Annotated in this window: 18 protein-coding genes, 1 tRNA gene and 2 rRNA genes (1 of these 21 cut by a window edge); 3 read left to right on the top strand and 18 right to left on the bottom strand. The window is 39.0% G+C overall.

Features of this window, described 5'->3' with window-relative positions; all coding sequences use genetic code 11:
• The 6 genes from LEUM_RS00110 to menB all read right to left on the bottom strand — a co-directional run.
• Positions 1 to 410: ribosomal RNA gene (locus tag LEUM_RS00110) — 23S ribosomal RNA — on the bottom strand (it extends 2506 nt beyond the left edge of the window).
• Positions 411 to 598: 188 nt separating this feature from the next.
• A tRNA-Ala gene (locus LEUM_RS00105) sits at positions 599 to 671 on the bottom strand.
• 114 nt (positions 672 to 785) lie between these two features.
• A 16S ribosomal RNA gene (locus LEUM_RS00100) occupies positions 786 to 2336 on the bottom strand.
• Together the 16S and 23S rRNA genes with 1 tRNA gene alongside form the textbook arrangement of a ribosomal RNA operon.
• A gap of 493 nt (positions 2337 to 2829) precedes the next feature.
• Positions 2830 to 4014 carry a pyridoxal phosphate-dependent aminotransferase gene (locus tag LEUM_RS00095; RefSeq protein WP_010289419.1) on the bottom strand — a complete coding sequence of 395 codons (1185 nt, stop codon included), beginning with the start codon at positions 4012 to 4014 and terminating at the stop codon, positions 2830 to 2832.
• Between the two features lie 12 nt (positions 4015 to 4026).
• Positions 4027 to 4821: a carbon-nitrogen family hydrolase gene (locus tag LEUM_RS00090; protein WP_010289422.1), complete on the bottom strand. Its 795-nt coding sequence runs from the start codon at positions 4819 to 4821 to the stop codon at positions 4027 to 4029.
• 20 nt (positions 4822 to 4841) lie between these two features.
• On the bottom strand, positions 4842 to 5675 hold the full coding sequence (gene menB, locus LEUM_RS00085) for a 1,4-dihydroxy-2-naphthoyl-CoA synthase (RefSeq protein ID WP_011679033.1): 834 nt from the start codon (positions 5673 to 5675) through the stop codon (positions 4842 to 4844).
• A gap of 35 nt (positions 5676 to 5710) precedes the next feature.
• Between menB and LEUM_RS00080 the strand changes: the two genes are divergently transcribed.
• A complete protein-coding gene (locus LEUM_RS00080; protein ID WP_011679032.1) occupies positions 5711 to 6085 on the top strand; it encodes a PaaI family thioesterase in 375 nt (124 codons plus the stop codon).
• A 44-nt stretch (positions 6086 to 6129) separates the two neighbouring features.
• Here the strand turns inward: LEUM_RS00080 and asp3 are convergent, their stop codons facing one another.
• The 5 genes from asp3 to LEUM_RS00055 all read right to left on the bottom strand — a co-directional run bounded on the left by asp3 (position 6130) and on the right by LEUM_RS00055 (position 13334).
• On the bottom strand, positions 6130 to 7167 hold the full coding sequence (gene asp3 / locus LEUM_RS00075; RefSeq protein ID WP_011679031.1) for an accessory Sec system protein Asp3: 1038 nt from the start codon (positions 7165 to 7167) through the stop codon (positions 6130 to 6132).
• Positions 7167 to 8687 carry an accessory Sec system protein Asp2 gene (gene asp2, locus LEUM_RS00070; RefSeq protein WP_011679030.1) on the bottom strand — a complete coding sequence of 507 codons (1521 nt, stop codon included), beginning with the start codon at positions 8685 to 8687 and terminating at the stop codon, positions 7167 to 7169. Before asp2 ends, asp3 begins: the two co-directional genes overlap by 1 nt.
• 27 nt (positions 8688 to 8714) lie before the next feature.
• On the bottom strand, positions 8715 to 10163 hold the full coding sequence (asp1, locus tag LEUM_RS00065; RefSeq protein ID WP_010290250.1) for an accessory Sec system protein Asp1: 1449 nt from the start codon (positions 10161 to 10163) through the stop codon (positions 8715 to 8717).
• A gap of 76 nt (positions 10164 to 10239) precedes the next feature.
• Complete coding sequence (locus LEUM_RS00060; RefSeq protein WP_011679029.1) at positions 10240 to 11712, bottom strand: glycosyltransferase; 1473 nt, start codon at positions 11710 to 11712, stop codon at positions 10240 to 10242.
• Positions 11709 to 13334, bottom strand: coding sequence for a glycosyltransferase (locus tag LEUM_RS00055; protein WP_011679028.1), 1626 nt, complete (start codon positions 13332 to 13334; stop codon positions 11709 to 11711). The genes LEUM_RS00060 and LEUM_RS00055 overlap by 4 nt, the downstream gene beginning before the upstream one ends.
• Before the next feature lie 265 nt (positions 13335 to 13599).
• Between LEUM_RS00055 and LEUM_RS00050 the strand changes: the two genes are divergently transcribed.
• Both LEUM_RS00050 and LEUM_RS00045 read left to right on the top strand, forming a co-directional pair.
• Positions 13600 to 14433, top strand: a complete 834-nt coding sequence (locus LEUM_RS00050) for a GHKL domain-containing protein (RefSeq protein ID WP_010286857.1) — start codon at positions 13600 to 13602, stop codon at positions 14431 to 14433.
• Entirely contained in the window at positions 14387 to 15100 is a 714-nt protein-coding gene (locus LEUM_RS00045) for a LytR/AlgR family response regulator transcription factor (protein ID WP_010286860.1), read from the top strand. The genes LEUM_RS00050 and LEUM_RS00045 overlap by 47 nt, the downstream gene beginning before the upstream one ends.
• 24 nt (positions 15101 to 15124) lie before the next feature.
• Here the strand turns inward: LEUM_RS00045 and LEUM_RS00040 are convergent, their stop codons facing one another.
• The 7 genes from LEUM_RS00040 to dnaA all read right to left on the bottom strand — a co-directional run bounded on the left by LEUM_RS00040 (position 15125) and on the right by dnaA (position 24885).
• A complete protein-coding gene (locus LEUM_RS00040; protein WP_002816095.1) occupies positions 15125 to 15598 on the bottom strand; it encodes a glutathione peroxidase in 474 nt (157 codons plus the stop codon).
• 145 nt (positions 15599 to 15743) lie between these two features.
• The gene (gene gyrA / locus LEUM_RS00035) at positions 15744 to 18290 is read right to left on the bottom strand and encodes a DNA gyrase subunit A (RefSeq protein WP_011679027.1); all 2547 of its coding nucleotides are present in this window, start codon (positions 18288 to 18290) and stop codon (positions 15744 to 15746) included.
• A 74-nt stretch (positions 18291 to 18364) separates the two neighbouring features.
• Complete coding sequence (gene gyrB / locus LEUM_RS00030; RefSeq protein WP_011679026.1) at positions 18365 to 20383, bottom strand: DNA topoisomerase (ATP-hydrolyzing) subunit B; 2019 nt, start codon at positions 20381 to 20383, stop codon at positions 18365 to 18367.
• 61 nt (positions 20384 to 20444) lie between these two features.
• Positions 20445 to 21569, bottom strand: a complete 1125-nt coding sequence (recF, locus tag LEUM_RS00025) for a DNA replication/repair protein RecF (protein WP_011679025.1) — start codon at positions 21567 to 21569, stop codon at positions 20445 to 20447.
• Positions 21551 to 21997: a S4 domain-containing protein YaaA gene (gene yaaA, locus LEUM_RS00020; RefSeq protein WP_011679024.1), complete on the bottom strand. Its 447-nt coding sequence runs from the start codon at positions 21995 to 21997 to the stop codon at positions 21551 to 21553. Before yaaA ends, recF begins: the two co-directional genes overlap by 19 nt.
• A 192-nt stretch (positions 21998 to 22189) precedes the next feature.
• Positions 22190 to 23326 (bottom strand): DNA polymerase III subunit beta, encoded by a 1137-nt coding sequence (gene dnaN, locus LEUM_RS00015; protein ID WP_011679023.1) that lies wholly within the window; start codon positions 23324 to 23326, stop codon positions 22190 to 22192.
• Between the two features lie 212 nt (positions 23327 to 23538).
• On the bottom strand, positions 23539 to 24885 hold the full coding sequence (gene dnaA / locus LEUM_RS00010) for a chromosomal replication initiator protein DnaA (RefSeq protein WP_002816101.1): 1347 nt from the start codon (positions 24883 to 24885) through the stop codon (positions 23539 to 23541).
• Positions 24886 to 25000: the final 115 nt, after the last annotated feature.

Genomic DNA, 25000 nt, shown 5'->3' with positions numbered 1-25000 from the left:
CAGGATCCTGAAAAGAGTGTGCTTCATTTCGCTTACGGGGCTATCACCCTCTATAGCCAAGTTTCCCAACTTGTTCTGCTATAAAACACTTTTGTAACTCTTATATATCAGTCCTACAACCCCAACATGCAAGCACGTTGGTTTGGGCTCTTCCCCGTTCGCTCGCCGCTACTTAGGGAATCGATTTTTCTTTCTGCTCCTGCTGCTAATGAGATGTTTCAGTTCACAGCGTATTCCGTCAAATATCCTATGTATTCAGATACAGACAACTCTTACGAGTTGGGTTTCCCCATTCGGAAATCTTTGGGTCATAGCGTACTTACCGCTCACCAAAGCTTATCGTAGTTAGTCACGTCCTTCATCGGCTCCTAGTGCCAAGGCATTCACCACGCGCCCTTATTAACTTAACCTATACAACCGAAGTTGTGGTTTAAGTTTATGAGTTGGTCATTTTTCAGACCTGCGATTAAACCGTTCTTTTTAAAGAACTTTTTGTGTTGTTTCTCGGTTCATTTTAGTGCAATCTTACGATTGCTTTTAAAAGAATTTGTTACTATTCAGTTTTCAATGTACAACATGCTAGCCTTTCGACTAGCTATGGAGAATAGCGGGATCGAACCGCTGACCCCCTGCTTGCAAAGCAGGTGCTCTCCCAGCTGAGCTAATTCCCCATAGGATCACTTTGAGACCATGATACCTATTAAAGTATCACACTCAAAACTAAACAAAACTTTGAAACAAACAAATTGACACTTAAGTCCCTGTCGCTTTCCGATTATCCTTAGAAAGGAGGTGATCCAGCCGCAGGTTCTCCTACGGCTACCTTGTTACGACTTCACCCCAGTCATCTGTCCTGCCTTAGACGGCTCCTTCCTAAAAGGTTAGGCCACCGGCTTTGGGCATTACAAACTCCCATGGTGTGACGGGCGGTGTGTACAAGACCCGGGAACGTATTCACCGCGGCGTGCTGATCCGCGATTACTAGCGATTCCGACTTCATGTAGTCGAGTTGCAGACTACAATCCGAACTGAGACGTACTTTAAGAGATTAGCTCACCCTCGCGGGTTGGCAACTCGTTGTATACGCCATTGTAGCACGTGTGTAGCCCAGGTCATAAGGGGCATGATGATCTGACGTCGTCCCCGCCTTCCTCCGGTTTGTCACCGGCAGTCTCGCTAGAGTGCCCATCTGAATGCTGGCAACTAACAATAAGGGTTGCGCTCGTTGCGGGACTTAACCCAACATCTCACGACACGAGCTGACGACGACCATGCACCACCTGTCACTTTGTCTCCGAAGAGAACACTTCTATCTCTAAAAGCTTCAAAGGATGTCAAGACCTGGTAAGGTTCTTCGCGTTGCTTCGAATTAAACCACATGCTCCACCGCTTGTGCGGGTCCCCGTCAATTCCTTTGAGTTTCAACCTTGCGGTCGTACTCCCCAGGCGGAACACTTAATGCGTTAGCTTCGGCACTAAGAGGCGGAAACCTCCTAACACCTAGTGTTCATCGTTTACGGTGTGGACTACCAGGGTATCTAATCCTGTTTGCTACCCACACTTTCGAGCCTCAACGTCAGTTGCAGTCCAGTAAGCCGCCTTCGCCACTGGTGTTCTTCCATATATCTACGCATTCCACCGCTACACATGGAGTTCCACTTACCTCTACTGCACTCAAGTTAACCAGTTTCCAATGCCATTCCGGAGTTGAGCTCCGGGCTTTCACATCAGACTTAATAAACCGTCTGCGCTCGCTTTACGCCCAATAAATCCGGATAACGCTCGGGACATACGTATTACCGCGGCTGCTGGCACGTATTTAGCCGTCCCTTTCTGGTATGGTACCGTCAAACTAAAATCATTTCCTATTCTAGCTGTTCTTCCCATACAACAGTGCTTTACGACCCGAAAGCCTTCATCACACACGCGGCGTTGCTCCATCAGGCTTTCGCCCATTGTGGAAGATTCCCTACTGCAGCCTCCCGTAGGAGTTTGGGCCGTGTCTCAGTCCCAATGTGGCCGATCAGTCTCTCAACTCGGCTATGCATCATTGTCTTGGTAGGCCTTTACCCCACCAACTAACTAATGCACCGCGGATCCATCTCTAGGTGACGCCGAAGCGCCTTTTAACTTTGTGTCATGCGACACTAAGTTTTATTCGGTATTAGCATCTGTTTCCAAATGTTATCCCCAGCCTTGAGGCAGGTTGTCCACGTGTTACTCACCCGTTCGCCACTCACTTGAAAGGTGCAAGCACCTTTCGCTGTGCGTTCGACTTGCATGTATTAGGCACGCCGCCAGCGTTCATCCTGAGCCAGGATCAAACTCTCAATTTGAAAATTTGAAGATTGCTCTTCGATTAAACTGACTATATTTCGCTATATCTCTATAACGTAATCCGTTTATTGTTTGTTACGAATTGACTTCGCAAATTTGTTTTTGTTACTTTACGTAACAGCTACAGATTCGTTTGTTCAAAGTTTTGTTCAGTTTTCAATGTGCTACTCGTTGTCGCTGAGACAACTATATTATCTTACCACGCTCGTTTCGCTTTGTCAACTACTTCTTTTAAGAAGTTTTCGTCGACCTCACTGCCCTTACGCTCTCGCTCCCCCTTGCCTCGCAACGCTTTGCGTCGCTTCGCTCCGTCGGAACATATACTAATATACCAACTTTATTCCCCCTCGTCAACTACTTTTTTTACTTGTTTTTTTTACTTGTCCTTTTTCTTATTTCGCAAACTATTAATCGTATCTGTATTGTTTATTTCCAGTAACAAGTCAATAACGTTCGTTTTTTATGAAAATAAAAAAATAAGCTGTCTCCAGCTTACTTTGAAAATATAGGTAACTTACTAATTCGTTTTGCAGCTTCAGCTAAACGTTCTTCAACAATTGTTAATCCGACACGTATATAACCTTGCCCACCCTTACCAAATCCAGATGCATCAGCTACAGCAACATTAGCTTCTTCTAATAGTAAATCTGCAAACTCACTCGACGTATAGCCTTTAGGTACAGGCATCAACACATAAAAGGCTCCCCGCGGAACGTAAGGTTCCCAACCAAATTCTCGAACTGCATTAATAAATACATCACGACGACGTTGATATAGATTGGTCAGATCTGTAACAGCTTTTTCACGCGCTGCTCTATTTGTTAAGGCCTCAATTGCTGCATCTTGAACCGCTGGGAATAATGAAACGAATAAATGATCTTGAATTAGATTAAGCGCTTCAATCATCTCTGCATTTCCAACAGCAAATCCTACTCGCCACCCCGCCATATTGAACGTTTTTGAGAAAGTATATGTTTCAATTCCAACACTTTTTGAATTTTCTGTTTGTAGAAATGATAGTGGCTTATGGCCATCATAGCCGATTGCCCCATAGGCAAAATCAGATACAATACCAACCTGATTTTCTTCTGCAAAACGCACAGTTTGTTGGTAAAATTCTGAAGTTGCAATTGCGCCAGTTGGATTGTTAGGATAGTTTAAATATAAAAACTTAGCTGCTTCAGCTACTGAGTTTGGAATCGCTTCATAATCAACCAAAAAATTATTTTCTTGCTTTAAAGGTACTGCTTCATAATTTACGCGCCCCAATGCTGCGGCAGATAAATAATCAGGGTACCCAGGATCTGGTAATAATAATGTTTCCCCAGGATTCATTAATGCCCACGGCAGCTCAACCAAACCAATTTTCGAGCCGGCTAATATAGCTACTTCTGTTTCTGGGTCGATTGACACGCCATACTCATCAGCATAAAATTCTGCAATGGCTTTCTTAAAACGTTCTTCACCGCGAAATAATGAATATTTGTGATCAGCCGGATTTTCTGCAGCCGCTTGTAAAGATTCAACAATATACTCAGGGGTAGGTTGATCAGGGTTCCCTTGCCCCAAGTTAATCACATCTTTGCCGGCAGCAATTTTCGCATTCACTTTGGCAACAAGTGTTGCAAAAAATTGTTTAGGTAGTGTTTTAAGTAAGTCGGATTCTTCAAAATGCATACGTTATTCACCTTATCTGTAAAGTTCTGGACGACGATCGCTAAACACTGGGATTTCTCCTCGAATAGCTTTTTCATCATTAATATTAATTTCTGCTACTAATAATTCCACTTTGTCATCGCTTGCTTGTTGGACAATATTTCCTAGTGGGTCAATAATTAATGAACGACCACCAAATGTATTGTCGTTATCTCGACCTACACGATTCGCAGCGACCACAAATGTTTGATTTTCAATAGCTCGTGCTTGCAGCAAAAGTTGCCATTGTTTTATTCGTTGAATTGGCCATTCGGCAACGATATACAAAATTTCTTGTGGCCCTTGACTCATCATAGTACGTAACCACTCTGGAAAGCGAATATCATAGCAAATGGCACCGGCAGATGGTACATCCGCCAAATTAAAAAGATTTGTTTTATTGCCCGCTGACATGAATTTCTCTTCATTCATTAGTCCAAATAAATGTAACTTATTGTATTCACTAACTTGTTCGCCTTTGTCATTGAAAACAAACATCGTGTTGTAAAATTTGTTCTCTGCTTGGGCTGTTGCCACAGAACCACCAACAATGTTGAGATGATATTTTTTAGCGAGATCACGCAACAAATTAACGCTTCTTTGTCCTTGAGGATCAGATACGGTCTCCAAATTAAGGAGATCATACCCCGTATTCCACATTTCAGGATAAACTAAAATATCAGCCTCGACTGCTGCAGCTTTCTGAGCATACTCGATTACTGTTTGCTCATTAATGGCTGGTTTCCCCAGTGCTATATCAATTTGTGCAATCGCAATTTTTAAGGTCATACGTGTTAAACCTCCGTTATTTATGGGAACTTTGGGAATTGATCAAAATCAGGATCGCGCTTTTCTTTGAATGAATCACGACCTTCTTTAGCCTCGTCTGATGTATAGTACAGCATAGTGGCATCCCCAGCAAATTGCTGTAAGCCTGCAAGTCCATCTGTATCGGCATTCATCGCCGCTTTAATGAAGCGGAGAGCAGTTGGCGACTTAGTTAATAGTTCATCAGCCCATTCAATTGTGGCGTCTTCTACTCCATTTATTGGCACCACTTTATTAATCCAATTCATTTGATAGGCTTCCTCAGCGGTATAGAAATGATTCAAGAACCATACCTCCTTGGCACGCTTATGCCCTATTACTCGAGCTAAATAGCCTGAACCATATCCAGCATCGAACGAGCCTACCATTGGTCCTGTTTGACCAAATTTAGCATTGTCAGCAGCAATAGTCAGATCAGCAACCAATTGCAATACGTTTCCACCGCCGACAGACCAACCCTTGACCATAGCAATAATCGGCTTAGGAATAATACGCATTAGTCGTTGCAAGTCCAAAACATTTAAACGAGGAATGCCATCAGAACCAACATACCCACCATTACCACGTACTTTTTGGTTCCCACCTGAGGAGAAAGCTTTATCTCCAGCACCAGTTAAAATAATCACACCAATTTGAGCGTTATCTCGTGCAATTGTAAAAGCATCTATCATTTCAGATACCATCCCCGGTGTAAAAGCATTGTGTGTTGCGACGTCGTTCATCGTAATTTTAGCAATTTTTCCAGGATTTTTGCCATCACTATTTTTTTCAAAAAGAATCTCGTCGTACTTCTTAATAGCGCTCCAAGTTGTCATTTGTTATACTCCATTCAGAAAGGAAATTAGTTATTATGAATATTATAGAACTTTTAGAATTAAAAACCACCATATTGTCTGCTGATAAAACAGTTGTTGAGTTAGCTGTCACTGATAAAATTATGCAACCTTATGGCATTGTTCATGGTGGTATTAACGCCTTATTAGCTGAAACAGCAGCCTCATTAGGTGCAAAAGAAGCTTTATCTGATAATCAATTTCCTGTTGGTGTCGATATCCAAACACACCATTTAAAACCAGTAAGCAAAGGAATTTTGATTGCCACTGCAACCCCAGTTAATATTGGTCATTCACTTCAAGTATGGCATGTTAAAATTACAGAAAATATTACTAACCAATTAACGAGTATAGCTACTGTTACCTTAAAAAACCAACAGAAAAAGAGCTAAACAAGTAAATGTTTGGCTCTTTTTTGTTGGTTATAAATAACTTATCATTTGTTTTTTTGACCAAAAAGCTTAGAGAATGCGCCAGGTTTTGGATGTGCTGCCTCATACAACAATTGCTGCTCATATTCTTCAGGCGTTGGCGTCTCATATGTCAGTGTTTCTAATCGCTCATATTTTGGATGTGAAATGATTAGATCAAGTTGAGTGTTGGGCATTATCGAACTAGTAAGATAGCTGACGCCATCAACGCTACGTTCAATTGTCCATTCTGACTTTCCAGGGGACAATAAAATATCTTCGCTAATTATGGCCACACTCTTTTTAATTTGTTGCTGATAATAGAGGGCAGCGTAACTAGATATTGGTCCATAACCAACAAACTCAAGACTGTGCGCCTTAGCCTGTTTTCGTGCAGTTTTAATGCCTGATATTAGTTCTAACTGACGATAATAACCTGCTTTTAGTGTGCCACTTGCAACAAATAATACGGCTTGTTGCGTTGTTTTTATTTTTTTCGTGACATAGTCAGTTACCGCTTCTTCTGGCTCTGAAAAAATAACCCGTAATACTTTACTCGTCACTTTCTCTGGCTGGTGCAAATAATTATATAATTGTGGCGCTATTTCTTGGTCGTCTTCTCGCAAAATACCAGCCCTTTTTATGCGAATATCGAAATTATGAAATGTAAAATGTCCGCTTCCTGCAGAAACTAAATCAATAACATAGAAAGCATATTCATCTGGTGTATTGATCAACAGTCTTTCAGTATTTTCACTGAAAGTAGCAATTGGCTGGTATTGCTGATCAAAAAAAGTCACCACCAAATAGGCAAACATCCGGTCACTGGCATCAATATGACGCTCTATCACATATGTCTCACCGTGTGACAGCTGGGGCAAGTCTGCCTTCACCACCGGTTGACCACTCATTCTGTTGTATGTAGAATGCCATCTCGCAACAACCTCTCCACTTGGTAAAAAATAATTTTCATAATACACTTCATTCAACGACCTGAAGTCAACTGTTGCCCCTTGAAGTCCCAGCAGTTCAGTATTGGGTGTCCAATAAATTTGATATTGCATTATTCACCCTCCGCTCGCATAGTGTTTTGTAATACATTTAAATTAGTCATCATGAAGTCAACCATTTCATCAAGTTTCTCCGTATGTTGCCCTTCTTCACTTTCATGCTTTACTGGGACATTATGCTTGGCAAAGAAATCTAATAATTGACCTAAGCTCTGACCATCATATTCATCTTGAGACATCGAAAATAAAGCCACTTTGATATTTGTCCAGTTCGTATTCTCAATGTGTTCCCATAACTTTTCATTCATGGCTACGTTATCATCAGGCCTAACATAGCCACTCAAATAACGTCGTACATCTAAACGCCAACCATAATCAAAGCCACGTGAAATAGTTGATCCAGCAGTGAATGTGCCCAAATTAACAATTGGTTTTGCAATGACAACAGCAGCGGGGTTAAGATCAGCAGCGTAGTACAAAGCAGGGTAACTACCCATAGAAGCACCCATCAAAATAAGATCTTCGGCACGTAGTCCTAATGTTTTCATTTTTTGCTTAATTATTCTAATGATGGTCGCTTCATATTCTGCTGTTCCAATATCAAATGCGCCACCCTGTACACGCGCATCTGTAAACAATAAATATGGTGTTCCTAGACGATTTAACGCTTCTTGCATTTCAAACCCATCAACATGAAGCCTCGTATCCGCAAAACTGACAATCAGTGGTTTTTGACGATCTCCGGGATTAAAGTAACTTAACACTTCTTCATTTTCTTTGGTAAGCTGCCACGTTCCACCTGGTAGCAAATGTCCCAACCCATGTCGAGAGGCTCTTTGGTGAATGACGTAAAAATCAATGGTTCCCTGACCTTTACCCAAAACCAAGATTTCATAATTTTCGTAATCTTCAGGGGGCGCTACAGTTGTCAATTGGCGCAATGATTGACCAGCTATCAACTGTTGAGTCAATACTTCACCATTTTTATAAAACACAAATAGCAAGGCCGGTTCAGCTTTCTCTGTATGATTGTATTCCAACCATACCTCGTTTGCCCGACCACTTTGAAAATCACTTGTACCAGCCTTTAGTGTTCCTAATTGTTGCCAATCTTCTCCAAATTCACCTTCAAATTGTGTTGAAAAATCTCCTTGTCGTTGCAAATGAATTCCTTCAGGCACATAAGGAATAAATTGTTCGGCGCTAAAGCGTGTCGAAAAACCATATTGGCTGGTATCCATATCAGTAACTATTCTTTTTTCAACATTTTCTGGTGTATTTTCTTCAATACGAAAAGCGCGTCGCTCATCAAGAATTTTTTGAAAATCAGACGCTACTTCATGAGCAAAATAAATCACTCGTAATGCAGGCCATTCATTAATTTGACTGGATAGCAGCGTGCTTTCAAGATGATCATCTGTGAGCAACACATAGGTTTGTTCTAATACGTACGGATCCCTTTGCATGGCTAAAAAAGTAGGTAGGTCCAGTACTGATGTATGGTGCCAATCGAGCTTATCAGTAATATATGGTGCCCAGTTTTCTGCGCCAATTTGTAAAATTGATATTGTCATTTTTCACCTGTCATTGCATCAAATTATTTAGTTATTCATCTTACTTTTGATTTTGTTGAATACTTGCTGCCATTTAATCCATAGCATTTCACTAGTATATTCCGCTTGTATGTCTGCGGATACTTCTTGTGCTATTTCAAAATGCTTTTTATTATCCAAAAAGAAACTTATTGCTTTGTCTAACTCTGCAAAGTCTGCCAATACTTTACCATTTTTATCAGGCTCAAGGTAGACTGTTTCCGCGCTGTTAATTTGTGGTATAGAAAAATTAATTGCCACGGTTTGTAAGAATTGATTTGGTTCATTATCCAAATCAATTAGGATTTGTGTGTGTTTCATATAACGCACAAGTTGTTCTTCATTTTGAGTCTCCAAGAAATGAAAACGTGATTTAAAGGCCATTTGACTGTCCTGATCTACCAAGCCATGCTCATTTTTAGCTTTTAAACTTGCTTCATGAATTTGTTTTTGCATTGCTGAAGTTTTATCAGAAGTTTCAAATACAACTGTCGTCGTGTCATATTCATTAATAATATTAATTAATGCAGCAATAACTATCGTTTGTTGTGCAACAGATAAATTATGTGCTGAAATAAATAGACTTACCAGTGGACTCTGGAGATGTTCGTTTTCCACCATATCTGTTGCGTATGGTGGAACGATAGCAACTTCCTTTGTTTCACCATCAAATGCTATTACTTGTTGTTGATGTCGCTCATTGTCCGTAACAATAAAATCGCTAATTTTTCCCAATTCCTTGCCTACTTCAACAAAATTATTTTGTACGCTGACAATTATTGGTTGTTTGATAGCAATATCCTCAAGTATTTCACCAGTAGTTACGCTTGGAGAAATAATTATATTTTCATCATCGGGTATTTTATTCAAGTAATAACTTACGAGTTCATGAATCAATACCGTCATATTAGAAAATTGTGTCTGCTCTGTCCACAACTGTTGCGTTGTTACAAGACCAGTCAGTTCATCCTCTTGCAACGCAATATCACCACTAGGGGTCAAGTAGTCTGTTCGAACTTGATTACCCTCATCAAATACGATAACTTTTGATACAAATCCTCGATCATCAATGATTAATTGTTGCGTCATCATATCGTCAGCAAACAAGTCAATATGGTCAAATGATAATTGATCACTCCAAATTGTCGCGTAGTGCTGGCCAGAAACGTTGACTAGAATTCGATCGGTCAACGTCATAAACTCTGCATAATCCGGCCAAGTAAAGTCATTTAATGCCACAGGTCGTGGCGCTGACAAGTCAATATGTTGTAATACATCAAACGCTGACCAAACGGTAGCTTTATCAATATTTTTGTTTGACAATATACCACGCAATTTGGGTAGATAATCACACAAGATGAAGGCAACTTCTTGTCCTTGTTCTAAAAATAATTGTGCTTGATGGATGCTGTCATTAAATTGTGGTATCTCTACGCCAAGTTCGCTCCAGTTTGGCATAATGTGAATTCTCATCGAAAGTACCTCATATGTACGGAGATCAATTCTCCTGATTTTAGACTAAATCATATTTAACTCATTGCAAGTTCAAATCTTGCCACTGCTTATAAACACTATCTTTGGTAAATAATTGTGCTTGTTGGGACGCTAATATGCTAGCCTCTTGCCATTGCTTATCATCTTGAAATAGCGAAACTATTCTGTTTGCAGCCTGATCATAATTACCAATTGGTACAAGTTGTTCATTTGACATGTATGTATTTGGTCCATAATTAACATTATACGCGATTACAGGAAGTCCATGCGACATCGCTTCAATATTTTGCATACCGTTCCCTTCAGTTGGTACGGTTGATAGCAATACTTGCGCTCCTTCTATTACATCATCCAACATTTTACCAACAACATAGTTACCAAATGTAACAGTATTTTTTAACCCTAGTTGTTCAATTAATAAATCTAACTCATTTAATAGCTGCCGATCAGTACTGTAACCCCGAAATTCTAGCGTCGCATCTGCTACACTAGCTTGCACGCTTTTTAGGATATACAGCGCATCTTGTGGTTGTTTTTCTTTGGCAATTCGGCCCAATACTAAAATTTTATGTGATTTACAATTGGCCAATAAATTTGTTTTATTTTCTTTGACAATCGTATCTGGTGCAGCCAACACGGGTAGTGTTGTTAATGGCTGCATATCTTGCTGTTGTTGTTTCGTGGCCACAATAATACCGGTAAAATCTAGTGCCCCGCGCATCAATTCAACTAATGTTGTCAACAATTGTCCCTTCAAATTTGTATGTGAACTATGCAAATAAAAATATTTTCCTTTTGTACTTTTTATTCCCGGTATGGTATTCAACATACTAGCTCTTTCTAAAATTATAGTCCCAGGATTTTGTTTCAGTTGCTCGTTCATAAAAAAGGTAAATAATTCATTTTCTGTATTAAACCGGTAATTTGCACCACAATAATTAATCAACTTATACATCGTTGGCATCAAATGCCCTTGGACATTCATATGTGTGATCTCTAAAACAACTTTCCCAACAGGAGTATAGAATTTTTGCAGACTAACTTCACCATTTGGATGAAAATAAGCGGTTGACGACTTAAAACCACGATAGTCCCATTCGTCACGTGCAACAATATGATCAAAGCGATCAAAGTATTCAACATTACCCATTAGCGCAACTGTCGCCGGCATGACATTTACCTTAGCAACAGTGCGTCCCTCATTTAGGATCAATGATTGGTCGGGATTAGGACTTTCAATGACGTATCTTTTTTTAGGAATTGTGACAGATTCGCGTAAATTTTGTTTGGCTCGGCTAACCCGCGTCGCCTCTTGGAAAAAATCATACATATTCAAAACTTGATGGTCATTTAACCCAAGGGTTTTAATTGTCCGATGGAATACTGGTGTATAATTCCGTGTAACAAATAACGTTAAATTGCCAAATGAATTATACATCGATGTGCGAGCAGCCTGAGAAAATTCAGTACCGGAGTTAAATTCAAATGCATTCTCCGAAATGAAATAATTCATGATTCACTCTCCTCATCCGCACCCTTTAGATCATTAATCGTCATATGAAAATAATTAGCTTGTTTGACTGGCCACATTTTTTTTGCATCGACCAAAAGTAAACACCATTGTGCCCACACCGTGTCAGAACTATATCGATAAGACATTTCATAGGATGTGTCGCTGAGTTGTTGCATGAGACGTGGCTCTTTGAAGATGTGAATTAACGCTTCACCCATAGATTTGTAATCATTTAGAGGCACGATGTAACCATTTTTTCCCTCATTAATAATTGCATTTGGACCATAGTTGACATCGTAAGTTACCCCAATGTCTCCCTGTGCCAACGCTTCCATCAGCGATAAATTAAACCCTTCCATACTTGAAGTAACACCAAAAACTTGCGCGTCTTGTTCGACCAATGCAACCTGATTAGTATAATCATGCAATGTCACAATGTTTTCTAAATTATTTTCTCTAATGGCTGACTCAATCAAACGTTCAGCAAGAAAATTATTGGTTGGATCCTTGTACCCATATAAATCAAGCGTTATTTGTGGCACTTGCTGGCGCGCATACGCAACCGCTTTTACTAATTGGTCAAGTTGTTTTTCTGGTGCTTTACGTGCCAATGCCACGACTTTACCAAATGTTCGCTCTGCCATAGGCACACGTTGCTGTTGTAACTGTTTCATTGGTATAACGCCAACTGGAATTGTAAATAGTTTCGTGGTTGGTTTGAATCGACTGCGAATATCATTTTTTTGCCTTTCCGTAGCGCTAACCACAGCATCATAGACGTTAATATTAAACAAACTATACTCATAATTATTATTTAATATGCCCTTTTCAGGATGACTCGCGTCACTAGCATGAGAATTATGCAAAAAAAGTACATTGTACGATGGTTTATCCAAATAACGCAATACAGTTTGAGCTAAATGTGCACGATCTAATATAAAAATATTTGGTTCATTTTTTGACCAGTACTCATCATTAAGCAAATTTAAAAAGTGCAAGGTTACTTGCTCAAGTGTATCAAAAATATGGATTTCGCCTACCCTACTTATCAACCGCCAACAAACTTTTTCAACCGATCCATCACTATTGATTTTGTTAAATGCTTCTAAAACCGTTCTTCCTTCCGGACTTTGCCATGTTTCGGAACCAATCTTATTATCAGGTGTGTACCATTGAGATAGAGAAACAAAGCCTCGAGAATCATACATATTAACACAATATAAATTACCAAAACCATCAAACAACTCAGTAGATGCCACTTGCTTTTGATCAGTCCGATAATTAACACGAGCAATAAGCTGTTGATTTATATCGTAAATAAGATAACGATTTTTTTTAAGCTCTTCAACTCTATGCGTGTTAGCCACACCAAAATCTAGATTATCAACTGTTATCGTCTGATCGGATACCTCAGTTGCTTCCTGAAAATAATCAAACATGTTAATCACCTCGAAGGATTTTAAGCTGGTTGCTTTCATGTTTTCATGCAAAAGAGGATCCCATTCGCGAAGCACAATTTTAAACTGTTCTCCATGTGCTCGAAAAAGATCGGCGCGTTTTAATTGCGCATGCTCAATTCCTGATTTCTGTGGTTGCATAGTTGCATTTAAGAAAAAAATCATTCTATAAATAATGACCTAACAAATGTAAACAGTCAGCAGAATGCTCACATATGCTGTCACAAATTCCTTTCCGAATTAAGAAAATATAATTCTCACCCTAATTATATCCAATTTTAAAACTCATGGATTAATTAGCAATTAAACCGACAACGCTATGAATTCAAAATAAGCTTTTCGAAAATTTATTTCGTATTATACGATTAGCAAAGTATTTGTAATTTATTTACATAATCCTCTATTATTATACAAACGAAAGACTTTCAAAATGAACCCTACTCTGAATTTATCAATTACGATACCTATCAATATGTTCTTAGATTCTATCTGGTTAGTTGAATTAACATTTATTTTTTTACTAATTATCATGATCTACCCCCTCTGCAGGTATTTTCAGCAATTACGCACACAACACGAATATGAAAGTCGCGCCACACAGACATATGTTACGAAACTGGAGCAAATTTGTTCGTCCTACAGACATTTTCAACATGACTATAAAAATATACTTGCCAGTTTAGCTCTAGCGATTGATACCAAAAATTTATGTGAAATAGAAGAAGTCTATCATTCTTTCTTATCAGAAAGTACTAGTGCTTTACCTCTTTCACCAACTTTAAATCTTCAATTGATCACCGATTTAAACCTACGTAGTTTACTCGTTGTCAAAAATCAATATGCTATTGATAGTGGTCTATTTTTTAAAGTCGATATTGCAGAAAAGTTCAATATGACTGTGACGCTAGATCTTTATCGAACTATTGGTATTTTGCTTGATAATGCCATTGAGGGAGCCATAAACAGCATCGAAAGGAAGGTCATTTTATCTATTTTGTCAGATAACGATTATCATATTGTCAGTATTACAAATACCATTAATCAGAATGTGACCCTTTCAAACATGAACAAAAATGGTTTCTCAACGAAACCGGGTCACTCTGGTATTGGATTAACCTTTGTAGAACAGTACATGGCGCGGATGCCTACGATTTCGATGCATGCTACTTTGATGAATCGGAATTTTACGCAGACGCTTACTATCGGAGAACTTCACAATGATTTATCTGCTAGAAGACGACATTACACAACAAAAGCGTATTAAACAGTATATACAACATATTCACACGTTCACTTCGCCTGCCAATTTATTATCTGCAGTGCTAAAAGATAAAACCCCGAAGATTATTTTACTGGATCTTGAAATTAAAGACGTCATTTATGCAGGTCTTCAAACTGCGCAACTAATTCGCAAGAATGATATTATTTCACCGATTATTATTGTCACAACTCATTGTGAATTATCATGGCACACATTTCAACATCACATCAGTGCATTGGACTTTATTGACAAATCACAACCTGAGTCTGCGTTCGCACAACAACTCAAGTCGGCTATTTACACAGCTGATCAAGTACTTAAACGATACGATAAAAAATCTCCTAACCTGATTACTATACGCAATGGTGCACACCTCGTCCAATTCGACCTCAACCATCTTTCTTATGTCTCCAGTAATAAGGGTACACATTATATCAATGTTTTCACAAAGAATGGTGTAAGCAAAATTCGAAATACAATCAAAACCATTGCTTCAAGCCATGAAAACTTCATACAGATTCATGCATCATTTTGTATTAATCGTGACTTTATCAAGCAATACTTAAAGTCAGAAAAAATAATTGAATTAACAGATGGTACACTGTTACCGGTGACACGTAAATTCCAACACCATTTGATCCAGTTTAAGACACCAACAATACATACTTAAGGTTTTTACCGGAATGCGTGACATTCATAAAACATCTTCAATATCTTCTTCAAGATCCTTGGGTTCTGTTTTTGGGGCATAGCGTTTTACGACGTTTCCCTCCTTATCCACTAAAAACTTTGTAAAATTCCATTTGATTGTGCTACTACCCAGCATTCCTTTTGAATTCTCTTTCAAATATTTAAACAAAGGATCTGTGTTTTTACCATTCACGGCAACTAGTTGATGCATTGGAAAAGTTACACCATAAGTAAGTTGACATGCTTGGGCTGCTTGTGATGCGGTTTCTAACTCTTGTTTGAATTGATTAGATGGAAAGCCTAAAATTACTAGTCCCTTATCTTTATACTTCTTATATAATTTTTCTAACTCACCAAATTGTGGTGCATAGCCGCACTTCGTAGCAGTATTAACAATCACTACTGGATGATTGGCTAGCTTATTAAGTGAATAAGTTTCTCCGTTTTCTAAGGTTGCAAAATAATCGTATATGCTCATAATCACTACTCCTTAATTTTAATGTATTATAACATTATGAAAATTAGTTGTTATACTATTTGTTTTCTACCAAGTTTTCAATTGTTCTATCTTTTATAAAAAAATAAACCAACAGGCTACTAACGTCCTGTTGGTTTATTTTTTGTTATTTATCAGTATCGTCTTGTGCACGATCTAATAGTTCTGAAACTTGGTCAATTTGTTGCTCATCCAACGGTGCCTTATCAGATGTTTCACGTGAAACATCCTCTAGCACTTCCTCGTGTTCTACTTTTGCTAACGTAGCCACTTTGGCATTACCTTCTAAGCGAATCAAACGTACACCCAGTGTTGCACGTCCTGTCTGACTGACAGAATCAACATTAAAACGAATCATTACACCTTGTGTCGTCGTAACCATAATATCTTCTTGGCCACTGACAATAGTCATTCCAGCAAGGGGACCATTTTTCTCGGTGATATTTGCCGTTTTAATTCCTTTACCGCCACGACCCTTGATTGGATATTCGCTCACTGGTGTTTGCTTTCCGTAACCTTTTTCCGTGATGATCAAAACATTATGATCTTTTTCCAACACGTCAGAACCAACCACTAGATCCCCTTCGCGAAGGCGAATACCACGGACTCCAGCAGCTGAACGTCCCATAACACGTACATCGTTTTCAGCAAAACTAACTGAATAACCATTGTGTGTCGCAATAATAATATTTTGCGTACCATCAGTAATTTGAACAGATAGTACTTCATCATCATCATGCAAAGTTAAGGCTTTTAGTCCATTCGTACGAATATTTGCAAATTCCTTTACCGCTGTACGCTTGACAACACCCAAACGAGTTACAAAGAATAGGTAATCATTGCTTTCACCGGCTTCCCCACGAACATTGATAACGGTTTGAATTTTTTCATTTCCTTCAAAATTCAAAAGATTAACAACTGGGATTCCCTTCGCTTGGCGACCATATTCTGGTACTTCATAGCCTTTCATACGGTAGACTTTACCCTTATTAGTAAAGAACAACAAAGTATCATGCGTTGATGTAGAGATCATCTGGTCAACAAAATCCTCATCATGAACATTCATACCCTGAACACCACGACCACCTCGATTTTGTGCCTTAAACTCTCCAGTTGCAACGCGTTTGATGTAACCACTATTAGTCAATGTTACGATTACATCTTCTTCTTCAATCAAATCTTCATCTTCAATACTTAGAACGTCACCAACCTGCAATTCTGTGCGACGCTTGTCACCAAACTTTGTTTGGATTTCTAGTAGCTCATTATAAATAATTTCATCAACACGTTCTTCATGCGCCAAAATATCTTTCAAATCAGCAATCAGAGCAACAAGTTTTTGATATTCTTCTTCAATCTTGTCACGTTCCAAGCCAGTCAAACGAACCAAACGCATGTCCAAGATAGCTTGTGCTTGTTTATCAGATAAAGCATAACCATTAATTAAACGAGTTTTAGCCTCCTCAGAGGTCTTTGACGAACGGATAATTGTGATAATTTCGTCTATATGATCAAGCGCAATGCGTAAACCTTCTAAAATATGTGCGCGCGCTTGTGCCTTTTGTAATTCAAATACTGTACGACGACGGATAACTTCACGTTGATGTGCCAGATAAGCAACAAGTATCTCTTTCAAACTCATTGTCTTAGGCGCACCGTGATCAATCGCCAACATATTAAAGCTAAAACTAGTCTGCAATAATGTTTGCTTATATAGATTATTTAAAATGACACTTGCCGAAGCATCGCGACGAACATCAATAGAAATTCGTAAGCCTTCACGATCGGATTCATCGCGAATTCCTGTGATGCCTTCTATCTTTTTATCACGTGCTAATTCAGATATACGCTCAATTAAACGCGCCTTGTTAACGGCGTAAGGTAGCTCAGTTACAACAATCTGCTCTTTACCTGATTTAAGTTGCTCAATATCTACTTTTGCACGTACAGTTACAGTGCCACGTCCAGTTTCATATGCACGACGAATACCTGACTTTCCCATAACAATACCACCAGTGGGAAAATCGGGTCCAGGTAATGCTTCCATCAGGTCGGCTGTGGTAGCCTCTGGATTATTCATCAAAATATGAAGCGCAGAAATCACTTCAGCAAGGTTATGAGTTGGAATGTTCGTTGTCATTCCAACAGCAATTCCGGTGGCCCCGTTAACCAACAAATTTGGAAAACGTGCTGGTAATACTTCCGGTTCGCGTTCCTCACCATCATAGTTGGGAATAAAATTAACTGTATCTTTGTTTAAATCACGAACCATTTCCATGGCGACTTTACTCAAACGAGCTTCCGTATACCGCATAGCAGCAGCACCGTCGCCATCGACAGAACCAAAGTTTCCGTGACCGTCAATTAACATGTGTCGGTATGAAAAAGGTTGTGCCATCCGGACCATTGACTCATAAATTGCAGAATCTCCGTGGGGGTGATATTTACCCATTACATCCCCAACAATACGAGCCGACTTTTTGTGTGGCTTATCTGGTGTGTTTCCCTGTTCAATCATTGAATACAGAATTCGTCGATGTACCGGCTTCATGCCATCGCGCACATCTGGCAGTGCACGTGCCACAATAACAGACATGGCATATGACAAGAATGACGTTTTCATTTGTTCTGACAAATTCGCATTTTTAATACGGCTGTCGTTTAACTCAGACATTACTTATTTACTCCTCGCAAATATTTTATGACTTTTATATTGTGTTTTTAAATTCAATACTAAACACACTTGGATTAAATATCCAAATTTTCAACAAAGACTGCATTATCTTCAATAAACTTTCGACGTGGAGGCACATCGCCACCCATCAACATGTCAATAACTGCTTCAGCTTCTTCAGCATCAGCTGGATCAACACGTAATAAACGACGGTTCTGAGCATCCATGGTCGTATCAGCTAATTGATCATAATCCATTTCTCCAAGTCCCTTGTATCGTTGCACTTTTGGCTTAACATTGGATGGCAATTGCGACAAATATGACTCAAGTTCTTCATCAGAATCCAAGTAAGTCATTGATTTGTTGTTGCCTAAAGCAACGCCATACAAAGGTGGCTGAGCAATATAAATATAGCCAGCATCAACCAAAGGTCGCATATAGCGATAAAATAATGTCAAAAGTAACGTACGAATATGTGCGCCATCAACATCCGCATCAGTCATAATAATAACTTTATGATAGTTAGCTTTTTCAACATTAAAATCATCCCCAAAGCCAGTGCCCATAGCTGTAAAGAGCGAGCGAATTTCTTCGTTAGCCAAAACACGTTCCAGTGAAGCTTTCCCAACGTTCAAAATTTTACCACGAATTGGCAAAATAGCTTGTGTTACACGGTTTCGTCCTTGCTTAGCAGAACCACCGGCAGAGTCACCCTCAACGATGAACAATTCTGAAATGGCAGGGTCATTTGATGTGTTATCTGCCAACTTTCCGGGTAGATTACCAATCTCCAAACCAGATTGTTTACGCGTCATTTCGCGAGCACGTTTAGCTGCTAAACGTGCTTTTTGAGCCAAGACACCTTTTTCAACAATTTGTTTAGCAACATTTGGGTTTTCCATCATGAAACGACTAAATGTTTCTGAGAACATGCGATCTGTGGCTTGACGCGCATCAGAATTGCCTAGTTTGGTCTTAGTTTGTCCCTCAAATTGTGGATCTGGATGCTTGATAGAAACAATCGCTGTCATTCCTTCACGAACATCTTCACCAGTCAAACTTTCCGCACCGTCTTTAATTTGACCACTTTTACGTGCATAATCATTAATCACACGTGTCAATGCTGTTTTAAAGCCGGTTTCATGCGTCCCGCCTTCATAAGTATTAATATTGTTTGCAAAAGTACGCAAACTGTCTTTTATGTCAGTTGTGTATTGTAAAGCAGCTTCAACGACAATTCCATTTTCCTCACCCTCAACATAAACCGGTTCAGGAAAAATAACTTGCTTATCTTCGTTTAGGTATTGAACATATTCTTTAATACCACCTTCAAAATGGAAGCTCTCTTTGATTGGTTCTTCTAAACGTTTGTCAGCAATCGAAATACGTAATCCTTTATTTAAAAAGGCCAACTCGCGCACACGTGTCAACAAAGTCTTGTAATTATAAGTTGTTGTCTCGCGAAAAATATCAGTATCAGGCTTAAAGTGAACAATTGTGCCGCGTTCAATCGTTGGTTCCTCGTCTAAGGTTCTCATAGTTGTGTGAACACGACCAACTTTGAAGTCCATATAGTAAACTTTATTATCACGAACCACTTTAACATCTAAGTCGGTTGACAACGCATTAACAACAGAAGCACCAACACCATGCAATCCACCAGATACTTTATACCCGCCGCCACCAAACTTTCCACCAGCGTGAAGCACGGTAAACACAGTCTCTAGCGCGGGTTTCCCTGTTTTTGTTTGGATATCAACCGGAATACCTCGTCCATCATCTGTTACAGTAATTGAATTATCTTTTTCGATTGTTACCGTTATGTGGGAAGCAAATCCTGCCAACGCTTCATCAATACCGTTGTCGACAATCTCCCACACCAAATGATGCAAACCTTGGGCTGTAGTCGTTCCTATATACATTCCGGGACGCTTACGAACAGCCTCTAAGCCTTCCAATACTTGAATTTGATCAGCATTATAATCACCGGCCTTCGCATCAACCGTGCTAGCGTGTCGGATTTCTTCGTCATCAGTAATAATATCATCAACTGATTCTAATTCTTGATCTATATTTTCGTTATTTTCTGCCATTTTGTATCCTTTATGTACTATCTATTATCATCACATAGCAAAATCAATTCATTGATTTAACCTATGTGTCGTTTTCGAGTGTAATCACTCCTTGTTTCACATGAAACACACGTGGTTTTCGAATGAGTTGCCGTGCAATATCGCTGAGTGTTGGTGCAGTGATAAATGTTTGCACCTTATCTTGAATTGCCAATAATAAATGTGTCTGCCGACTGGCATCAAGTTCACTAAGTACATCATCGAGAAGCAATACTGGATACTCCCCAGTTTCTTGTTGCATTAAATCAATTTCGGCTAATTTAATAGCCAACGCCGTTGTTCGTTGCTGTCCTTGTGAACCAAAAATAGCAACATTATTCCCATTAACATCAAATTGTAATTCGTCGCGATGAGGGCCAACCATTGTCGATCCTTGCATAATTTCACGTGAACGCTGACGTGACAATGCATCAGCGAATACCGATTTCACCTCTTCAAGACTAGCATCTGAAGCAAAATCAACCGAACTCATATATCGTAATTTCAAAGCTTCACGCTGATCAGATATTTCAGCGTGAATTGGTTGTGCAGCCAATTCTAATTTGTTCAAAAATTCTTGACGTGCAATTAAAATTTGTGAACCTACATCAACCAATTGTTCACTCAATACATCCAAGAATACTGTGTCCGTTGTCTGTTTAAGTTGCAAACGCTTAAGATAAGCATTTCTTTCTTTTAAAATCCGCTTGTATTGTGTCGTATTATACAAATACAAGGGGTTCATTTGGCCAAACTCCATGTCAATAAAACGGCGACGTACGCTTGGCGCCCCTTTAACCAGCTCAAGATCTTCTGGTGCAAACAAAATGACATTGAGTTGCCCGATATAATGCGACAGCTTTGATTGTTCAAGATGATTAACCCGTGCTTTTTTACCCTTATTAGAAAAATGGAGCGACAGCGGGGTCTCACTAATAGAACGTTTAACCCGGCCACTGATAGTTGCTTCTTTTGCTTGCCATTGGACCAAGTCTTTGTCACTACTGGTTCTATGTGACCTTGCAAGTGCCAATACATAAATACTTTCTAATAAGTTTGTTTTTCCTTGCGCATTTTCACCAAGAAAAACATTCACACCCGAGCTGAATTCCAGCGTTAAATCTGAATAATTACGATAATGATCGAGCTTTAACGATTCGAGTTCCACGAACCGGGTCCTTTAGGTTTGTTTGTCGAGCGACCAAATCCACCAGCACGAGTACGATTTTTTTTGCGTAATTCAGCAAATCTAGCTTCCTTACGGGCTTTGGCTGCAGCTGCCTTTTGTGCCTTAATACGATCATCACGGACGGTTTTTTTAGCGTTCATAGCACGTTCAGCTCTTTGCGTCTCAGCTTCTGCTATCAACTCTTCAGCATTCTCTGCTAATTCAATTGTGTATGTTTCGCCATCAATAACAATCTCATCATGATCGTATAACTTTTTACCGCGACGATTTTCTGTTTCTCCGTTGAGTAACACCGGAAAATCCATTAAATAATATTTGGCCTGGCCGCCTGATGAAATAATGTTCTCTTCTTTTAATAATTGTGTCAAAGTAATGTATTCAGTTGTGATACGTACGCTGGTTGTCATATATCGCTTTCTCTTTGTGAGTTAATGGTCACGGTAGTTACTATAGTATTATACCATTTTTAAACCCTAAAAGCTCAAAAACGAGGCCTAAAATTGTATATAAGCAATTCTAGGCCTCGTTAGTGTGTTTTGTTTATTTTTGTTTAAACGGGTTTATTTTCAAGTATTTGAACAAATGACATATTTTTCAATTTAAAACGTGCGGACTGGTGTTATGAGTTGTAATTGTTTATTGTCTGTCTCTCCTTCAGGTGTCAAAGTAAACGGACGTAAATTACTTGTAAATTTAACATCTACACGCTTGCCATTAAAAATACGCAAAGCATCACGAACGTAATCCGGATTGAAAGAGATTTCTAAGTCCTCCCCTTCAATGCTATTGGCATTCAACTCTTCGGTCACCTGTCCAACTTCTTGAGATGTACCGGTTAACACTGCACGCCCTGCTTTTAATGACAATTGAACAACGTTATTCCGACTTTCGTGACTCAGTAAGCTTGCTCGATCAATTGCACCCAGTAATGAGCTTGCCTCAATTGTGATTTGTGTCGTGCTCTCCGTGGGAATCAAACGATCTGTCTCAGGATAGTTTCCCTCTAGTAAACGTGAATAAAATGTTGTATGTCCTAAATCAAACACCGCTTGGTTTGTAGAAAACTTGATTTCCACACGATCTTGTCCCTCGAGTAATGCTTGTAATTCATTAAAAGATTTTGCTGGAATAATTACATTTGCATCAACATTGTTGGCGTCAGTTCCTGTTAGTTGAACAATGCGTTGGGATAAGCGATGAGAATCAGTTGTAACTGCCTTCACGCTATTTCCTGTTAATTGTAGATGTATCCCAGTTAAAATTGGTCGACTTTCTTGTGTAGAAGCTGAAATTTTTGTTTGCGAAATAATATCGACAAGTTGCGCAGCAGAAACACTCAAACTTTGCACATCATCCATTTCTGGTAATTGTGGGTAGTTTTGTACGTCTTGTCCATTAATTGTAAATGATGAGGCACCAGATGTAATAGTAGCTCGTAAGCCCTCAATATTAAGAGTCATTGCATCATTAGGAAGGCGCTTAACAATATTAATAAAGAAAGTTGCCGGTAAGGTAATGCCACCAGGAGTTGTGATAATTAATTGGGCACTAGTATCTGATTGTGGCACAGTTGTTTCAATAGAAATATCTGCATTTGAACCAGTAAGGACTAATTCTTCATCATTTAAAACTAATTTGATATTAGTCAAAATTGGAATAGTTGTTCGTGATGAAATAGCACGTGATACATCATTGAGTGCTTTAATAAAGGCTGAACGGTTAATTGTAAATTGCATGATGTTACTCCTTTTTAAATTAAGCAAATAAGTGATAGTTATATTAATAATTATATAAAAAATATGTAGTAGTAATAATAAGGGGTGTTGATGTTGTGGAAAAGTTACCTGTGACTAACAGAACGTTTACAAGTAGTTGTTCACAACGCTGTTGGTAACTACCCTATTTTTACAACTTTATAAACATACGTTTTTATGAGCAATGCTTAGAGTTATTTGCCATGTTTAATTTCATCAGTTAGGGCGTCCAACATTTCCTTTGTACGCGAATCGCTCTCTGATTTTTCAGTTATTTTGGTCGTGGCATGTAGTACCGAAGAATGATCTCGCCCACCAAATGAACGGCCAATGTCAGGCAAACTTTCATTTGTTAGCGTTCTTGTTAGATACATAGCAACATGCCGTGCAGTGACAAGATCTTTTTTGCGACTTGAACTTTTAAGATCATCAATAGTTTGCATATAATAATCTGCCACAACCTGTTGAATGCGCTCAACAGTGATCTTGAAGCCTTGATTAATATTTAAATCACCTAATATTTGTTGAGCAGTCTCTTTTGTAGCCGGTTTATTCATATATCGCAAGCTGGCTTCAAACTTATGAAACGCCCCTTCTAAGCTACGCACATTGGAATCAATTTTTTCGGCAATCAGTTCTAACACATCGTTAGGAATATCTAAGCCATCAGATTCAGACAAATTTTGTAGAATAGCTACTCTTGTCGGTAAATCAGGTTTTTGAATATCCATCATAATGCCGGCTTCAAAACGTGATGTTAATCGTGTTTGTAGATCAACAATCTCTGTTGGTAATTTATCTGAAGTCATAACGATTTGTTTACCATTTTTAGTTAAAACGTTAAAAGTATTGAAAAATTCTTCCTGAACTTTTTCTTTTCCAGACCAGAATTGGATGTCATCAACAAGTAAGAGGTCAACAGAACGATATTCTTGCTTAAAAGCTGCTGTAGCGCCATCCCCTGCGCGCAAAGATTCAGTAAAATCGTTCAAAAAATCTTCAGCTGTAGCGTATTTGATGTGTGCGCTTGGCGTCGACACAGCATACGCGTTGCCGATAGCTTGCATCAAATGTGTTTTCCCAAGACCAACCCCACCATAAATTAAATAAGGATTGTATACTTGTCCAGGCTCATCAGCAACTGCACGCGCGACAGCATAGGCATTTTCGTTTCCTGAACCGATAACAAATTTTTCAAAAGTAAAATCTGGATTTAAGTCAGATTCGCGCGTAAATGATAAATTATCTGAAAAAGTTGGTATAGTGGTAGGCTTTGCTTCGGCCACTTGCAAGTCGGGCTTAATAAAACCATCAGCAATCGACATGGCAAATTGTACAAAATCCATGGAGTATTCACTATCCCATTGATCAATGATATCTTGTGCCATATCACTTGGTACTGCTAATGTTAAACTGGTATCCCCTAGTGTCAGCGGTTTTAGCGGTTCTATATAGGTGGAAAAAGTAACACGACCGAGCTTGGTAAAAAATTCGGCTTGCACTTTTGACCATAATTCTTCTTTGGTTATTGGTTTTGTCACGATTATCTCTCCTAAATATGGTTCAAGTCAGAATGAAATGACGATCTTACGTTGATAGTATTTAACGAAGATTATGGATTGAACCGACGACTTTTCTAATATAGAAGAAGTAGCA

This window comes from Leuconostoc mesenteroides subsp. mesenteroides ATCC 8293 (assembly GCF_000014445.1).
Classification (GTDB): Bacteria; Bacillota; Bacilli; order Lactobacillales; family Lactobacillaceae; genus Leuconostoc; species Leuconostoc mesenteroides.
Note: the sequence above shows the minus strand (reverse complement) of the source record. Positions and strands in the feature narration are given on the sequence as shown.

Coding starts and splice junctions, on each gene's coding strand:
- LEUM_RS00095 (WP_010289419.1), bottom strand. CDS start 4,014: ATGCATTTTGAAGAATCCGACTTACTTAAAACACTACCTAAACAATTT.
- LEUM_RS00090 (WP_010289422.1), bottom strand. CDS start 4,821: ATGACCTTAAAAATTGCGATTGCACAAATTGATATAGCACTGGGGAAA.
- menB (WP_011679033.1), bottom strand. CDS start 5,675: ATGACAACTTGGAGCGCTATTAAGAAGTACGACGAGATTCTTTTTGAA.
- LEUM_RS00080 (WP_011679032.1), top strand. CDS start 5,711: ATGAATATTATAGAACTTTTAGAATTAAAAACCACCATATTGTCTGCT.
- asp3 (WP_011679031.1), bottom strand. CDS start 7,167: ATGCAATATCAAATTTATTGGACACCCAATACTGAACTGCTGGGACTT.
- asp2 (WP_011679030.1), bottom strand. CDS start 8,687: ATGACAATATCAATTTTACAAATTGGCGCAGAAAACTGGGCACCATAT.
- asp1 (WP_010290250.1), bottom strand. CDS start 10,163: ATGCCAAACTGGAGCGAACTTGGCGTAGAGATACCACAATTTAATGAC.
- LEUM_RS00060 (WP_011679029.1), bottom strand. CDS start 11,712: ATGAATTATTTCATTTCGGAGAATGCATTTGAATTTAACTCCGGTACT.
- LEUM_RS00055 (WP_011679028.1), bottom strand. CDS start 13,334: ATGATTTTTTTCTTAAATGCAACTATGCAACCACAGAAATCAGGAATT.
- LEUM_RS00050 (WP_010286857.1), top strand. CDS start 13,600: ATGAACCCTACTCTGAATTTATCAATTACGATACCTATCAATATGTTC.
- LEUM_RS00045 (WP_010286860.1), top strand. CDS start 14,387: ATGATTTATCTGCTAGAAGACGACATTACACAACAAAAGCGTATTAAA.
- LEUM_RS00040 (WP_002816095.1), bottom strand. CDS start 15,598: ATGAGCATATACGATTATTTTGCAACCTTAGAAAACGGAGAAACTTAT.
- gyrA (WP_011679027.1), bottom strand. CDS start 18,290: ATGTCTGAGTTAAACGACAGCCGTATTAAAAATGCGAATTTGTCAGAA.
- gyrB (WP_011679026.1), bottom strand. CDS start 20,383: ATGGCAGAAAATAACGAAAATATAGATCAAGAATTAGAATCAGTTGAT.
- yaaA (WP_011679024.1), bottom strand. CDS start 21,997: ATGACAACCAGCGTACGTATCACAACTGAATACATTACTTTGACACAA.
- dnaN (WP_011679023.1), bottom strand. CDS start 23,326: ATGCAATTTACAATTAACCGTTCAGCCTTTATTAAAGCACTCAATGAT.